10 protein-coding genes are annotated in these 15,895 nt (G+C 61.2%); 6 read left to right on the top strand and 4 right to left on the bottom strand.

Going from position 1 to position 15,895, the window contains the following annotated elements:
* The 4 genes from xdhA to guaD all read left to right on the top strand — a co-directional run bounded on the left by xdhA (position 1) and on the right by guaD (position 6,142).
* Positions 1-1,455 carry a xanthine dehydrogenase small subunit gene (xdhA, locus tag AB4N53_RS02305; RefSeq protein ID WP_460117805.1) on the top strand — a complete coding sequence of 485 codons (1,455 nt, stop codon included), beginning with the start codon at positions 1-3 and terminating at the stop codon, positions 1,453-1,455.
* On the top strand, positions 1,448-3,847 hold the full coding sequence (gene xdhB, locus AB4N53_RS02300; RefSeq protein ID WP_460117803.1) for a xanthine dehydrogenase molybdopterin binding subunit: 2,400 nt from the start codon (positions 1,448-1,450) through the stop codon (positions 3,845-3,847). Before xdhA ends, xdhB begins: the two co-directional genes overlap by 8 nt.
* 119 nt (positions 3,848-3,966) lie before the next feature.
* The gene (xdhC, locus tag AB4N53_RS02295) at positions 3,967-4,824 is read left to right on the top strand and encodes a xanthine dehydrogenase accessory protein XdhC (RefSeq protein WP_073473987.1); all 858 of its coding nucleotides are present in this window, start codon (positions 3,967-3,969) and stop codon (positions 4,822-4,824) included.
* A gap of 13 nt (positions 4,825-4,837) precedes the next feature.
* Complete coding sequence (gene guaD, locus AB4N53_RS02290; protein ID WP_056784189.1) at positions 4,838-6,142, top strand: guanine deaminase; 1,305 nt, start codon at positions 4,838-4,840, stop codon at positions 6,140-6,142.
* Positions 6,143-6,298: 156 nt separating this feature from the next.
* Here guaD and AB4N53_RS02285 read toward each other — a convergent pair whose 3' ends face one another.
* Positions 6,299-7,063, bottom strand: coding sequence for a GntR family transcriptional regulator (locus AB4N53_RS02285; protein WP_460117800.1), 765 nt, complete (start codon positions 7,061-7,063; stop codon positions 6,299-6,301).
* Between the two features lie 353 nt (positions 7,064-7,416).
* Here AB4N53_RS02285 and AB4N53_RS02280 point away from each other — a divergent pair, with 353 nt between their 5' ends.
* The gene (locus AB4N53_RS02280) at positions 7,417-8,607 is read left to right on the top strand and encodes a benzoate/H(+) symporter BenE family transporter (protein ID WP_460117798.1); all 1,191 of its coding nucleotides are present in this window, start codon (positions 7,417-7,419) and stop codon (positions 8,605-8,607) included.
* A 134-nt stretch (positions 8,608-8,741) separates the two neighbouring features.
* Here AB4N53_RS02280 and AB4N53_RS02275 read toward each other — a convergent pair whose 3' ends face one another.
* A complete protein-coding gene (locus AB4N53_RS02275) occupies positions 8,742-9,086 on the bottom strand; it encodes a YggL family protein (RefSeq protein WP_460117796.1) in 345 nt (114 codons plus the stop codon).
* Between the two features lie 234 nt (positions 9,087-9,320).
* Between AB4N53_RS02275 and dacB the strand changes: the two genes are divergently transcribed.
* Positions 9,321-10,781 (top strand): D-alanyl-D-alanine carboxypeptidase/D-alanyl-D-alanine endopeptidase, encoded by a 1,461-nt coding sequence (gene dacB / locus AB4N53_RS02270; RefSeq protein WP_073473982.1) that lies wholly within the window; start codon positions 9,321-9,323, stop codon positions 10,779-10,781.
* A gap of 90 nt (positions 10,782-10,871) precedes the next feature.
* On the opposite strand, the gene AB4N53_RS02265 is transcribed toward dacB, so the two are convergent.
* Together AB4N53_RS02265 and rlmKL are read right to left on the bottom strand one after the other, a co-directional pair.
* Positions 10,872-13,256: a sensor domain-containing diguanylate cyclase gene (locus tag AB4N53_RS02265; RefSeq protein ID WP_460117793.1), complete on the bottom strand. Its 2,385-nt coding sequence runs from the start codon at positions 13,254-13,256 to the stop codon at positions 10,872-10,874.
* Between the two features lie 145 nt (positions 13,257-13,401).
* On the bottom strand, positions 13,402-15,672 hold the full coding sequence (gene rlmKL / locus AB4N53_RS02260) for a bifunctional 23S rRNA (guanine(2069)-N(7))-methyltransferase RlmK/23S rRNA (guanine(2445)-N(2))-methyltransferase RlmL (RefSeq protein WP_460117791.1): 2,271 nt from the start codon (positions 15,670-15,672) through the stop codon (positions 13,402-13,404).
* Between the last annotated feature and the right edge of the window lie 223 nt (positions 15,673-15,895).

Here is a 15,895-nt window from a genome sequence, read left to right as displayed (position 1 = left end):
GTGATCCAGTTTTTACTTAACCAGGAACTCCGTAGCGAGCACGCCCTGGACCCGAATCTGACTGTGCTCAATTACCTGCGCGAACACGTGGGCAAGCCCGGCACCAAAGAAGGTTGCGCCAGCGGTGACTGCGGCGCCTGCACCGTGGTGGTTGGCGAGTTGCAGACCGATGACACGGGCCGTGAACACATTCGCTATCGCAGCCTCAATTCGTGCCTGACCTTCGTCTCGTCCTTGCACGGCAAACAACTGATCAGCGTCGAAGACCTCAAGCACAAGGGCGAACTGCATAGCGTGCAGAAAGCCATGGTCGAGTGCCACGGTTCGCAGTGCGGCTTCTGCACCCCCGGTTTCGTGATGTCGCTGTTCGCCCTGCAAAAGAACAGCGATGCGCCGGATCAGGCCAAGGCTCACGAAGCGCTCGCCGGCAACCTCTGCCGCTGCACTGGCTACCGGCCTATTCTCGCCGCTGCCGAACAATCCTGCTGCGCCAAACCAGCGGATCAGTTCGACGCCCGTGAAGCCGAAACAATCGCCCGCCTCAAGGCTATCGCGCCGACCGATATCGGTGAACTCAACAGCGGTGACAAACGCTGCTTGGTGCCGCTGACCATCGCTGACCTGGCCGACCTCTACGACGCTTATCCACAAGCCCGACTGCTCGCCGGCGGCACTGACCTGGCACTGGAAGTCACCCAGTTCCACCGCACCCTGCCGGTGATGATCTACGTCGGCAACGTCGCCGAAATGAAGCGCATCGAAACCTTCGATGACCGCATCGAAATCGGCGCCGCCACCGCCCTCTCCGACTGCTACGAGGCGTTGAATGCCGAATATCCGGACTTCGGCGAACTGCTGCACCGCTTCGCTTCGCTGCAAATCCGCAACCAGGGCACCCTCGGCGGCAACATCGGCAACGCCTCGCCGATCGGTGACTCGCCACCGCTGCTGATCGCCCTCGGCGCGCAGATCGTGTTGTGCAAAGGCGAGGCCCGCCGCACCTTGAACCTGGAAGATTACTTCATCGACTATCGCGTCACCGCGCGCCAGGAAAGCGAATTCATCGAAAAAATCATCGTCCCGCGCGCCAGCGCCGAGCAGTTGTTCCGCGCCTATAAAGTGTCGAAGCGTCTCGACGACGACATCTCCGCCGTCTGTGCTGCGTTCAATCTGCGCGTGGAAAACGGCGTGATCGCCGACGCCCGGGTGGCCTTCGGCGGCATGGCGGCGATTCCGAAACGCGCTGCGCACTGCGAAGCCGTGCTGCAAGGCGCGCCGTTCACCAACGCCGTGATCGAACGCGCCTGTGCCGCGCTGGCCGAAGATTTCACACCGCTCTCGGACTTCCGCGCCAGCAAGGAATATCGCCTGCTCAGCGCGCAGAACCTGCTGCGCAAATACTTCATCGAACTGCAAACACCGCACATCGAGACTCGGGTGACCGCTTATGTCTAACCATCACGCCGTAGAGAAGACTCAAGCTGAATTGGCCGAACTGTTCGCCCAGGACCTGACCACCGGTGTCGGCCGCAGCGTCAAGCACGACAGCGCCGCCAAGCACGTGTCCGGTGAAGCGCAGTACATCGATGACCGTTTGGAATTCCCTAACCAATTGCACCTGTATGCACGCCTGTCGGACCGCGCCCACGCGAAAATCCTCAGCATCGACACGCAGCCGTGCTACGCCTTCGAAGGCGTGCGCATCGTCATCACCCACGAAGACGTGCCGGGCCTGAAAGACATCGGCCCGCTGATGCCGGGCGATCCGCTGCTGGCCATCGATGACGTGCAGTTTGTCGGCCAACCGGTGCTGGCGGTCGCGGCGAAAGACCTGGAAACCGCGCGCAAAGCAGCGATGGCGGCGATCATCGAATACGAAGATCTCGAACCGGTACTCGACGTCGTCGAAGCCCTGCGCAAACGCCATTTCGTGCTCGACAGCCACACCCATCAACGCGGCGATTCGGCTTCGGCACTGGCCACGGCTGAACACCGCATTCAGGGCACGCTGCACATCGGCGGCCAGGAGCACTTCTATCTGGAGACGCAGATCTCCTCGGTGATGCCCACCGAAGATGGCGGGATGATCGTCTACTGCTCGACGCAGAACCCGACCGAAGTACAGAAACTGGTCGCCGAAGTGCTCGACGTGTCGATGAACAAAATCGTCGTCGACATGCGCCGCATGGGCGGTGGTTTCGGTGGCAAGGAAACCCAGGCCGCGAGCCCGGCGTGCCTGTGCGCGGTAGTCGCGCACCTGACCGGCCAGCCGACCAAGATGCGCCTGCCGCGCGTCGAAGACATGCTGATGACCGGCAAGCGCCACCCGTTCTACGTTGAATACGACGTCGGTTTCGACAGCAGCGGCCGTCTGCACGGGATCAACATGGAGCTGGCTGGCAACTGTGGCTGCTCGCCGGACTTGTCCGCCTCGATCGTTGATCGGGCGATGTTCCACTCGGACAACTCCTACTATCTCGGCGATGCGACCATCAACGGTCACCGCTGCAAGACCAACACCGCCTCGAACACCGCTTACCGTGGCTTCGGTGGCCCGCAAGGCATGGTCGCCATCGAAGAAGTGATGGATGCGATCGCCCGGCATCTCAAGCTCGATCCGCTGGCGGTGCGCAAGGCCAACTACTACGGCAAGACCGAGCGCAACGTCACCCACTACTACCAGACCGTCGAGCACAACATGCTCGAAGAGATGACCGCCGAACTGGAAGAAAGCAGCCAGTACGCCGAGCGCCGCGAAGCGATCCGCCGCTACAACGCCAACAGCCCGATCCTGAAAAAAGGCCTGGCGCTGACTCCGGTGAAATTCGGCATTTCCTTCACCGCGAGCTTCTTGAACCAGGCCGGTGCGCTGATCCACATCTACACCGACGGCAGCATCCACCTGAACCACGGCGGTACGGAAATGGGTCAGGGCCTGAACACCAAAGTCGCGCAGGTCGTGGCGGAAGTGTTCCAGGTGGAAATCGACCGTGTGCAGATCACTGCGACCAACACCGACAAAGTACCGAACACCTCGCCGACCGCGGCCTCCAGCGGCGCTGACCTGAACGGCAAAGCCGCGCAGAACGCAGCACAGACCATCAAGCAACGTTTGGTCGAATTCGCCGCGCGGCACTACAAGGTCAGCGAAGAAGACGTCGAATTCCGCAATGGCCACGTGCGGGTCCGCGAGCAGATCCTGACGTTCGAAGCGCTGATCCAGCAGGCGTATTTCAATCAGGTCTCGCTGTCGAGCACTGGCTTCTACAAGACCCCGAAAATCTATTACGACCGCAGTCAGGCGCGGGGCCGTCCGTTCTATTACTTCGCTTTCGGCGCGGCCTGCTGCGAAGTGATCGTCGACACCCTGACCGGCGAGTACAAGATGCTGCGCACCGACATCCTGCATGACGTCGGCGCCTCGTTGAACCCGTCGATCGACATCGGTCAGGTCGAGGGCGGTTTCGTCCAGGGCATGGGCTGGCTGACCATGGAAGAGCTGGTCTGGAACAACAAGGGCAAGCTGATGACCAATGGCCCGGCCAGCTACAAGATCCCGGCCGTGGCGGACATGCCGCTGGATCTGCGGGTGAAACTGGTGGAAAACCGCAAGAACCCGGAAGACACGGTGTTCCACTCCAAAGCCGTCGGTGAACCACCATTCATGCTCGGCATCGCCGCGTGGTGTGCGATCAAGGACGCTGTGGCGAGCCTCGGTGATTATCAGCACCAGCCGAAGATCGACGCCCCGGCCACGCCGGAGCGGGTGTTGTGGGGCTGCGAGCAGATGCGTCAGCTCAAAGCGGTGAAAGCCGTTGAAGCTGAAACCGAGCTGGCTCCGCTCTAGGACCGAGGCGCGGCCATTCGCGAGCAGGCTCGCTCCCACATTTGGAATGCATTGCCAATGTGGGAGCGAGCCTGCTCGCGAAGAGGCCGGCACAGACAACGAAGATGTCGAGGTGAAACATGTACAACTGGATCGACGCCCTCGCCGACCTGCAGAACCAGGGCGAGCCCTGTGTGCTGGTGACGATCATCGAAGAACTTGGCTCGACGCCACGCAACGCCGGCTCGAAAATGGTCGTCAGCGCCGACCGCCTGTTCGACACCATCGGTGGTGGACATCTGGAATTCAAAGCCATGCAGATTGCCCGCGAGATGCTCGCCAGCGGTAAGCAGGACACCCATCTGGAGCGCTTCAGCCTCGGCGCCAGCCTCGGCCAGTGCTGCGGCGGCGCCACGGTGTTGCTGTTCGAACCGATGGGCCAGGTCCAGGCGCAGATTGCCGTGTTCGGTGCCGGCCACGTCGGTCGCGCGCTCGTGCCGCTGCTGGCCAGCCTGCCCTGCCGGGTGCGCTGGATCGATTCGCGCGAGGCCGAGTTCCCTGAACACATCCCCCACGGCGTGCGTAAAATCGTCAGCGAAGAGCCGGTGGATGAAGTCGATGACCTGCCTGCCGGCAGCTACTGCATCGTCATGACCCACAATCATCAGCTCGATCTGGAGCTGACCGCCGCGATTCTCAAGCGCAACGATTTCACCTGGTTCGGCCTGATCGGCTCGAAAACCAAACGCGCCAAATTCGAACACCGTTTGCGTGATCGCGGTTTCGACCCGAGCGTGGTGCAGCGCATGCGCTGCCCGATGGGCATCGGCGAAGTCAAAGGCAAACTGCCTGTGGAAATCGCCATCTCCATCGCCGGTGAAATCATCGCTACCTATAACGCCAACTTCGGCCAGCACAGCGCCCGCGCCGAACCGATTGCCCGATTGCTGCCCGCCTCACGCCGCAGCCAGTCCGCCAAACTCAAAGCCTCAAACTGATTAGAGAACCCTCATGCCTCTGACTCGCAAAGCCTACCGCGCCGCCATCCTGCACAGCATCGCCGACCCTGCCGAAGTCGGCATTGAAGCCTCCTATGAATATTTCGAGGACGGCCTGCTGGTGGTCGACGACGGCAAGATCAGTGCCCTCGGCCACGCCAGCGAACTGCTGCCAACCCTGCCGGCGGATATCGAGATCAACCATTATCAGGACGCGCTGATCACCCCGGGCTTCATCGACACACACATTCACCTGCCGCAGACCGGCATGGTCGGCTCCTATGGCGAGCAACTGCTCGACTGGCTGAACACCTACACCTTCCCCTGCGAAAGCCAGTTTGGCGACAAGGCCCACGCCGACGAAGTGGCGGATATTTTCATCAAGGAACTGCTGCGCAACGGCACCACCACGGCGCTGGTGTTCGGCAGTGTGCATCCGCAGTCAGTCAATTCGTTCTTCGAAGCGGCCGAGAAGCTCGACCTGCGCATGATCGCCGGCAAGGTGATGATGGACCGCAATGCCCCGGACTATCTGGTCGACACTGCTGAATCCAGCTATGTCGACAGCAAGGCGTTGATCGAGCGCTGGCACGGCAAGGGTCGCTTGCACTATGCGGTGACGCCGCGTTTCGCACCGACCAGCACCCCGGAACAACTGACCCTGGCCGGGCAATTGCTGACGGAATATCCGGATCTGTACATGCAGACCCACATCAGCGAAAACCTCAAGGAAATCGAGTGGGTCAAGGAACTGTTCCCGGAGCGCAAGGGCTACCTCGACGTCTACGATCACTACCAGTTGCTCGGCGAACGCTCGGTATTCGCCCACGGCGTGCACCTGTGTGACGAAGAATGCGCGCGACTGGCAGAAACCGGCTCGGCGATCTCGTTCTGCCCGACCTCGAACCTGTTCCTCGGCAGCGGCCTGTTCAACCTGCCGATGGCCGAGAAGCACAAACTCAATGTCGGCCTCGGTACCGACGTCGGCGGCGGTACCAGTTTCTCGCTGCTGCAAACCCTCAACGAAGCCTACAAGGTCATGCAACTGCAGGGCGCGCGGTTGAGCCCGTTCAAGTCGCTGTATCTGGCAACCCTCGGGGGCGCGCGGGCGCTGCGCCTGGAAGACAGGATCGGCAACCTGCAACCGGGCTCCGATGCCGACTTCCTGGTACTGGATTACAACGCTACGCCGCTGCTGAGCTATCGCTTGAAGCAGTCCAATAACATTGCCGAGACGTTGTTTGTGTTGATGACCTTGGGTGATGACCGGACGGTGCAGCAGACTTACGCTGCGGGGGCGCTGGTGCACCAGCGTTAGGTTTTCCCGAGGCATAAAAAATCCCCCGGTGGTGTTTACCCCGGGGGATTTTTGTTGCCGGTCAGGTTGTCTTCGCGAGCAGGCTCGCTCCCACCTTTGAAATGCATTCCCCTGTGGGAGCGAGCCTGCTCGCGAAAGCCGCGACTCGGTTTCAGATCAGAGCTTGGCCGCTGCACGCCCCGGCTTTTTGGTCTGCAACAAATGCGAAAACACCGCATGCAGATCATCCGACGCGCCTTCCTCGTCGAGGTTGAGCTTGCTGTCGATGTGATCCATGTGATGCATCATCAGGTTCACCGCCAGCTCGCCGTCGCGTTTCTCGATTGCGTCGATCAACTGCGTGTGTTCATCGTACGAGCAATGCGAGCGGTTGCCGCTTTCGTACTGGGCGATGATCAATGAAGTCTGCGACACCAGGCTGCGCTGGAAGCTGATCAACGGCGCGTTCATGGCCGCTTCCGCCAGTTTCAGGTGGAATTCGCCCGACAGCCGAATACCGGCGCCGCGATCGCCACGGGAGAAGCTGTCGCGTTCGTCATTGACCATCTGCCGCAGTTCGGCGATCTGCTCGGCCGTGGCATGCTGCACCGCCAATTCAGTGATCGCCCGCTCGACCAGACGCCGGGCGAGAAACACCTGACGCGCCTCTTCAACGCTCGGGCTGGCAACGACGGCACCACGGTTCGGCCGCAACAGCACCACGCCTTCATGGGCCAGACGCGACAGCGCGCGGCGAATGATGGTGCGGCTGACCCCGAAGATTTCCCCCAGCGCTTCTTCGCTCAACTTGGTGCCGGGCGCCAGACGCTGTTCGAGGATGGCCTCGAAGATATGCGCGTAGACAATATCGTCCTGGGTTCCGCTGCGGCCGGCTTTGCCTGCTCGCGGTTGTTTCTTGAGGGGTTGCAACTGTTCGTTCATGGGCACTCGAGTCGGGAAAACTGCGGCGAATAGACCGTGACTGTAATACGGCACAGTAGGTCGCTGGCAAGTATCGCGTAAAAAACAGCGCGATTGTACACAATGAATGGTGGCAACACGACTGTACGGCTGTTTGCGACTTCGGCTGTATTGCAACGGTGGGTTACGTTTGAGTTTAGGCTTGATCGCAGAATCCGCTGCTTTAACACCACCCACCCTATAGGAGCTGCCGAAGGCTGCGATCTTTTGATCTTGCTTCTTAAAATCAAAGTCAAAAGATCGCAGCCTTCGTCAGCTCCTACAGGGGATGTGTTGTGGCGGACATCTCCATTGGTATAAGGAACACCGCCGTCATGACCGACGCCACCCACTCGCGCCTGCGCCCGCTGGCCGATACTTCGCCTTCCGCCATCGTTGCCGGTTTCATCGCGATGATGACCGGTTACACCAGTTCGCTGGTGCTGATGTTCCAGGCCGGGCAAGCCGCCGGCCTGAGCAGCGGGCAGATTTCCTCGTGGATCTGGGCGATTTCGATCGGCATGGCGGTGTGTTCGATTGGCCTGTCGCTGCGCTATCGCACGCCGATCACCATCGCCTGGTCGACACCCGGCGCAGCGTTGCTGATCACCAGCCTGGGCGGCGTCAGTTACGGCGAGGCGATCGGCGCCTACATCACGTGCGCGTTACTGGTGACGATCTGCGGCCTGACCGGCAGCTTCGAACGGCTGGTGAAAAAGATCCCGGCCTCTTTGGCGGCAGCTCTGCTGGCAGGGATTCTGTTCAAGATCGGCAGCGAAATCTTCGTCGCCGCGCAACACCGTACCGGGCTGGTGCTGGGGATGTTCTTCACCTATCTGGTAGTCAAGCGCCTGTCACCACGCTATGCCGTGCTCGCGGCGCTGCTGCTCGGCACTGCGCTGTCGGGCTTTATGGGGTTGCTGGATTTCAGCGGCTTTCATCTGGAAGTGGCGACCCCGGTCTGGACCACGCCGCACTTCTCCCTGGCCGCTACCATCAGCATCGGCATTCCGCTGTTCGTGGTGGCGATGACCTCGCAGAACATGCCCGGCATCGCCGTGCTCCGTGCCGATGGCTACAACGTCCCGGCCTCGCCACTGATCACTACCACCGGCATCGCCTCGCTGTTGCTGGCGCCGTTCGGCTCCCACGGTATCAACCTCGCGGCCATCAGCGCGGCCATCTGCACCGGCCCGCATGCCCACGAAGATCGCAACAAGCGCTACACCGCAGCGGTGTGGTGCGGGGTGTTTTACGGGATCGCCGGGGTGTTCGGCGCCACGTTGGCGGCATTGTTTGCGGCGTTGCCGAAAGAACTGGTGCTGTCGATTGCCGCGCTGGCGTTGTTCGGCTCGATCATCAATGGCTTGAGCATTGCCATGACTGAGGTGAAAGAACGTGAAGCGGCGTTGATCACCTTTATGGTCACGGCGTCGGGGTTGACGCTGTTTTCCATTGGTTCGGCGTTCTGGGGGATTGTTGCGGGGGTTTTGACGCTGGTGATCTTGAATTGGCGTAAAGCCTAGAAGCAAAGATCGCAGCCTTCGGCAGCTCCTACAGGAGATCGCGTTCCCCTGTAGGAGCTGACGAGTAAAACGAGGCTGCGATCTTTTGATACACGAAAAAAAACGGCGACCCTAAGGTCGCCGTTTTTTCAGTATCACTTGGCCGCGTTGATCGGCTTTTCCGGATACCACACGTCCAGCAGCGGGCTAACGGTCATACCGGTCAGTTCGCTACGGTTTTTCAGCCAGGCTTCAACGGCAGTGCGCTGCTCTTCGTTGACCGAGCCACGCTTCTGCAGGCATACCAGACCGAAGTCGTCGCCGCCAACATAACCCAGACCGTTGGCTTCCATGGCTTCTTTGATGAATGCTTCGAGGAAAGCGTCAATGGCTTCTTCGGACAAGTCTTCTTTGAAGTCCAGGTTCAGTTCGAAACCCAGCTCTTGAAATTCATCAACGCACAGTTTTTTGCGCAGACGCTGGGAACGGTTAGTCGCCATTGGAACAATCCTCTTAAGTAATAACGGCCGGCACTTTACCAGTTTAAGCCAGCGATTGCCCGACTCTCTGGCCGCTGCGGCCGACCGCCTGTAAAAAAATAACCATTTGGCCGGCCCCGACACGGCACAAGCTGTTACAGCTTGGGGCATAATGCCGACACTTTCGTTACCACTGAGGGCCTTTTCATCCATGTCCTCGTCTTTTTTCCCCTCTTTTGCAGGGTTTTATTGCATATGATCAAATCGTTGCGTCCACTGTTTCTCGCCGGCCTTCTTCTGCCTCTGGCCCTGCCTGTCTCCGCTGCCACCATCAACACTTCCCTCACCCCGAACGTCGAAAAAGCCCTCAAGGCCAGCAAGCTGCAGCCCACTGCGCTGTCGCTGGTGATGGTGCCGCTCGACGGTCCGGGCACGCCGACCGTGTTCAACGCCGACGTCTCGGTCAATCCGGCCTCGACAATGAAACTGGTCACCACTTACGCGGCGCTGGAAATGCTCGGCCCCAACCATCAGTGGAAAACCGAGTTCTACACCGATGGCGACCTGAACGGCGGCATTCTCAACGGCAACCTTTACCTCAAGGGTGGCGGTGACCCGAAGCTGAACATGGAGAAACTCTGGCTGCTGATGCGCGACCTGCGCGCCAACGGCGTGACCCAAATCACCGGCGACCTGATCCTCGACCGCAACTTCTTCGTGCAGCCGCAACTGCCGGAATTCAACGATGACGGCAACGACGACAACAAGCCGTTTCTGGTCAAGCCCGACTCGCTGCTGGTCAACCTCAAGGCCCTGCGCTTCGTCGCGCGCAATGACGGTGGCCGCGTGCTGATTTCGGTGGAGCCGCCGATTGCCAGCATTCGTATCGAAAACACCGTCAAGGCGCTGCCGTCCAAGCAATGCACCGGCGGCGTGCGCTACAACCCGGTGCCGCAGGCCGATGGCAGCGTGACCGTGACCGTCGGCGGCCAGTTGGGCGAAGGCTGCAGCTCGCAGACTTACCTGTCGCTGCTCGACCACGCGACTTACACCGCCGGCGCCGTTCGGGCGATCTGGAAGGAACTGGGTGGCAGCATTCAGGGCAAGGATCGTCTGGCGCCAACGCCGAGCGGCGCCAAACTGCTCGCCCGCGCGTATTCGCCGGATCTGGCCGAGATCATCCGCGACATCAACAAATACAGTAACAACACCATGGCCCAGCAGCTGTTCCTCAGCCTTGGCCAGCGTTTCCGCAACGATGCCGACGGTGACGACGCCCGGGCTGCGCAGCGCGTGGTCCGCCAATGGCTGGCAAAGAAAGGCATCACCGCGCCGCATCTGGTGATGGAGAATGGCTCCGGTCTGTCGCGGGCCGAGCGGGTCAGCGCGCGTGAGATGGCCAACATGCTGCAGGCCGCCTGGCACAGCCCGTACGCCGCCGAGTACATCAGCTCGCTGCCAATTGCCGGTACCGACGGGACCATGCGCAAACGCCTGAAAACCACGGCAATGCGCGGTGAAGCCCACGTCAAGACCGGCACCCTGAACACCGTGCGCGCCATCGCCGGTTTCAGCCGTGACGTGAACGGCAATACCTGGGCGGTGGTAGCGATCCTCAACGACAAGGCCCCGTTCGGCGCCTCGTCGGTGCTCGATCAGGTGCTGCTGGATCTGTACAAACAGCCGAAACTGCCGCAGACCGCTTCGGTGCTGTAACCCTCAAAAGCAAAAGATCGCAGCCTTCGGCAGCTCCTACAGGTGTCCGCATAACCCTGTAGGAGCTGCCGAAGGCTGCGATCTTTTGATCTAACCTAACTCCCGCTCAACCCGATCCCGGCCATTCTGCTTCGCTGCGTAAACCCCTGAGTCCGCGCGCAGCAACAACGCATCCGCGCCCTCACCCGGGCGCCAGCTGGCGATGCCGAAGCTGGCGGTGACCACGCCAACTACGTCCACCGGCGCGCTGCGAAGGCCTTCCCACAACTCCATCGCCAGCATGTACGCGTGCTCGCCGTCGATGTCCGGGCACAGCACCATGAACTCTTCGCCGCCCAAACGGCAGAACACGTCGGTGCGACGCAGGCGATGGCCGATCCGCTCGCAGACTGCCTGCAGCACGCGGTCGCCGACGGCGTGGCCGAACTGATCGTTGATGCGTTTGAAGTGGTCGATGTCGAGCATGATCACCGACAACTCACCGCCGCCACGCTCGACCCGGGCCATTTCGGTGGTCAGGCGTTCCTGGAAATAGCGACGATTGTGAATGCCGGTCAGCGAATCGGTGATCGACAACGCACGCAATTCTTCTTCCACGCGTTTGAGATCGGAGATATCGGAGATGTAGCCGTGCCACAGCACCCCGCCGCCCGGCAGCTCTTCCGGTGTCGCCTCGCCGCGCACCCAGCGCAGGCCGCGCTCGGGCAGTTGCACGCGGTACTCCTCGCGCCAGGGGCTGAGGTTTTCCGCCGACTCGCGGATCGATGAGCGCACGCGAATGGCGTCCTGCGGATGGATGCGGCTGAAGATCGCCTCGGCGTCGAACAGCAACGCGTCCGGCTCCAGCTCGTAGATCTCGCGGATGCCGTCGCTGGCGTAGATCACGCTGAAACGTCCGTCGAACTCCATCTTGAACTGATAGATGCCACCGGGAACATGGGCGCTGAGCTTCTTTAGCAGAATGTCCCGCGCCGCCAGTACTTCGTGAACGCGCTTGCGTTCAGTGATGTCGATGCAGATCGCCAGATGCCCGACCCACAGGCCCTGCTCGTCGAGTACCGGCGTAGCAAGCATGTTCACCGGCAGATGACTGCCGTCGCTGCGCACCAGCGTCCACTCGCGCGCTTCATGGCCGCCGACCTCGCCGCCCTCGACCAGCATCGCGTGGCAGGTCGGAATACTTTTGCCGTAGCGCGCGCTCAACTCGGCGGAACGCGCCGCCAGCTCGCGGGGCAAATGCAGGTTTTCCAGGGTCATCCGCCCCACGACTTCGGCGCTGCTGTAGCCGAGCATTTGCTCAGCGCCGGGGTTGAAGGTGTTGATCACCCCGCGCAGGTCGGTGGCGATGATCGCGACCTGAGTGGCGGCATTCAGCACACCGCGCAATTGGCCGTGGGTGCCGCGCAGTTCCTGCTCGCGCTCGTGCAGTTCCTGGGTGCGCACCTCGACCAGCCGCACCGCGCGCTGGCGCTGACTGACCAGCACGTAAAGCAAGGCACTGAGCAGCGCGCTGAGCAAGCCGCCCAGAATGATCACACTGCCCACCGAAGAATGGTTAGCCTGCATGAACGCGTAGCTTGGCAGGATATCGACCTGATAGTCGTGATCGGCCATGCGCAGCAAACGCGTCGCCGCCAGATCACCGGGCACCGCCTCGTTGGTCGATTCGAACAACGCCTCGTGCTGCCCCTGGGTCGACAAGTCGAGAATCCGCACCGACAGATAATCGTGCAGGGCATCGGGCAGACCGTCGGCGAGCAGCTGGCGCATGCTGATCACCGCCATCACGTAACCGAACGGCTGCGACTCGCCAGCGCGAATGACCGGTGCCAGCAGCAAAACCCCACGCGCGTAGGAGGACTCGATGCCGACCAGATGCATCGGTTGCGACACCGCCATGCTGCCGAGCTGGTCGGCGCGTTGCAGGGTTTCGCGGCGCAAGGGTTGGGCGAGTAGATCGTAGCCCAGCGGTGGCGCCAGTCGGCTTTGGGTTTGCGTGTAGAGCACCGGCACGTATTCGTCGCGCGGCGGCGCCAGTTGCAATTCGCCTTTGGCGTCCAGTTCGCGAATGGTGAAATTGCTCAGGCCTTCATCACGCACCTGCTGTTCGAACGCGGCCCGTTCGGCACCGCTGACTCGCGGCGCGTAGGTATAGGCTTGGGTGCGCAGTAACAAGGGGCGGGAGTAACCGTCGAATTCGGCGCGGGACACCGATTCGGAGTTGGCGAAGAACCGGCGCAGACCATCGAGACGTTGCTCCTGGTCCTGAAAACGTTCGGCGATGCGGCTGTAGCGTTCATTGGCCAGCAGTTGAAAGCGCTGACGCGATTGTTGCTGAAACTGGTTGAAGGTGCCCCATGCGAGCAGCCCGGTGAGAATCCCGCCGGCAAGCAATACCAGCAAAGCGACCAGCCAGGCTGAGACGTCTTCGCTGATGAAACCGAGGATTTTCGGGCGCACGGGGTGCAACGGCATAAGCACGACTCACTCCGCCAGATTCCCGGGAAAAACCCCATTGGCGGTGTGTGAGTTATAGCTATTAGCCACTAATTTAGCTAGCACCGCTGGATCCACCGAGCCTTTAAAAATCAACGCTCTGTGGATCCAAGCGGCGTAAGCGTCAACGAGCCGTGATTTTCCAGGCGCGGTGGATCTTGGTATTGCGGGCGAAATCCGGATCAATGGTCTGCGCACTGATTTCCTCGACCGCATAACGCTCGGCGAGGTTTTCCTCCAACTGGAACTTGCGGAAGTTGTTGGAGAAATACAGCACGCCACCCGGTGCCAGCCGCGCCATTGCCAGGTCGATCAACTGCACCTGGTCGCGCTGCACATCAAAGATGCCTTCCATGCGCTTGGAATTGGAGAACGTCGGCGGGTCGATGAAGATCAAGTCGTACTCGTCGCGGCTGCTTTCCAGCCACGCCATGACGTCGCCCTGCTCCAGACGGTTCTTGTCCGAGAAACCGTTCAGCGACAGGTTGCGCCGCGCCCAGTCCAGATAGGTTTTCGACAGGTCGACGCTGGTGGTGCTGCGCGCGCCGCCCTTGGCCGCGTGCACGCTGGCGGTCGCGGTGTAGCAGAACAGATTGAGGAAGCGCTTGCCGGCCGCCTCTTTCTGGATACGCATGCGCATCGGACGGTGATCGAGGAACAGGCCGGTGTCGAGATAGTCGGTGAGGTTGACCAGCAACTTCACGCCACCTTCATTGACCTCGACGAACTTGCCCTGCGCCGCCTGACGCTCGTACTGCTTGGTGCCGCTCTGCCGCTCGCGGCGCTTGACCACCACGCGGTTCTTGTCGACGTTCAACGCCTGCGGAATGGCCGCCAAGGCGTCGAACATACGCGCCGAAGCCTTTTCCGGGTCGATGGATTTCGGCGCGGCGTATTCCTGAACGTGCACCCAGTCGTGGTACAGGTCGATGGCCATCGCGTATTCCGGCATGTCGGCATCGTAGACGCGGTAGCAATCGACACCTTCACGCTTGACCCACTTGCCCATCGCCTTGAGATTTTTCTGCAAGCGATTGGCAAACATCTGCCCGCCTTCGCTCAGGCGCGGTTGTTCGATCACTGGCGCCGGTGCTGGCGTCGGCTTGATCGGGTTGCCGTTCTTGTTGAACTTGCGCTCTTGCGGCTCGTCCGGGGTCTGATCGTAAGCCGCTTGCTCGCGCTCGGCCTGACGCTGTTCCGGGGTGCGACGCTCGCCAGTGACGAACTGATCGGGCAGAACCTTGATCAGCAGCAGTTTGCACGGCAGCGCGCCGTTCCAGAACGAATACTGTTTGTGGCTGCGGATACCCATGCGCTTGCCCAGATCCGGCGCGCCGGTGAACACCGCCGCTTCCCAGTTCAGGCAGGCCTGACGCAGACGCTCGCCCAGATTCTGGTAGAGATACAGCAGGCTCGCTTCGTCACCGAGACGCTCGCCGTACGGCGGGTTACAGATCACCAGACCTTTCTGGTTCTGATCCGGACGCGGCTCGAATGTCGCCACTTCGCCCTGGTAGATCTTGATCCATTCGCTCAGGCCGGCACGTTCAACGTTGTTGCGGCCTGGCTGAATCAGACGTGGGTCGGCTTCATAACCACGAATCCACAGCGGTGGCTTGGCCAGACCGGCGGCGGCACGTTCAACGGCTTCTTCATGGAGTTTTTTCCACAGCGCCGGCACGTGACCGAGCCACGCGGTAAAGCCCCATTGCTCGCGACGCAGGTTCGGCGCCATGTCGGCGGCGATCATCGCCGCTTCAACGAGAAACGTACCGACACCGCACATCGGGTCAGCCAGCGCGCCGCCCTCGGCGGCAATACGCGGCCAGCCGGAACGAATCAGGATGGCGGCGGCGAGGTTTTCCTTCAGCGGCGCCGCGCCCTGCTGCAGGCGGTAGCCGCGCTGGTGCAGGCTGTGGCCGGAGAGGTCGAGGGACAGAATTGCTTCGCCGCGATCCAGACGCAGGTGAATGCGCAGGTCCGGGTTGAGTTTGTCGATGGATGGACGATCGCCCTGCGGCGTGCGCAGTTTGTCGACGATGGCGTCTTTGACTTTCAGCGCGCCGAAGTGGGTGTTGTCGATGCCCGAGCCGTGGCCGCTGAATTCGACGGCCAGGGTGCCGTCGCTGAGCATGTGATCCTGCCAGTCGATGTCGAGCACGCCGTGGTAAAGGTCTTCGGCGTCCTTCATCGGGAAACGCTTGAGCACCAGCAACACGCGGTTGGCCAGACGCGACCAGAGGCACAGGCGATAGGCGGTTTCCATGGTCGCCATGCCACGCACGGCGGAGGTGTGCTCGCGCGCTTCTTCAAGGCCAAGCCCGACGGCTTCCTCGATGAGCAGGCCTTCAAGGCCTTTGGGGCAAGTGAGGAAGAGTTCGAAACGATCGGACATGGTAATTCCAGAGCCTTTGGCTAGTGGGCCGACAACGCATTGCCGACCCGGTTTTCAATCAGGCGCTTTTCTGAAAGAGCGCCCGCGTGGCACGAAGGTGTGCCGTTCCATCCCCGCTGCTCGGGTTAAAAGAGCTTAGATGCCGGGACAGATAAAAAAGTTGGTGCAACAAAAAGACTGAAAGCGACCCTTCGTCGAATATTACCCAAGCGCAAACGTGGGT

It is taken from the genome of Pseudomonas sp. H3_E04 (assembly GCF_054668915.1).
The sequence above is the reverse complement of the archived record's forward strand: the minus strand, read 5'-3'. Positions and strand labels throughout refer to the sequence as shown.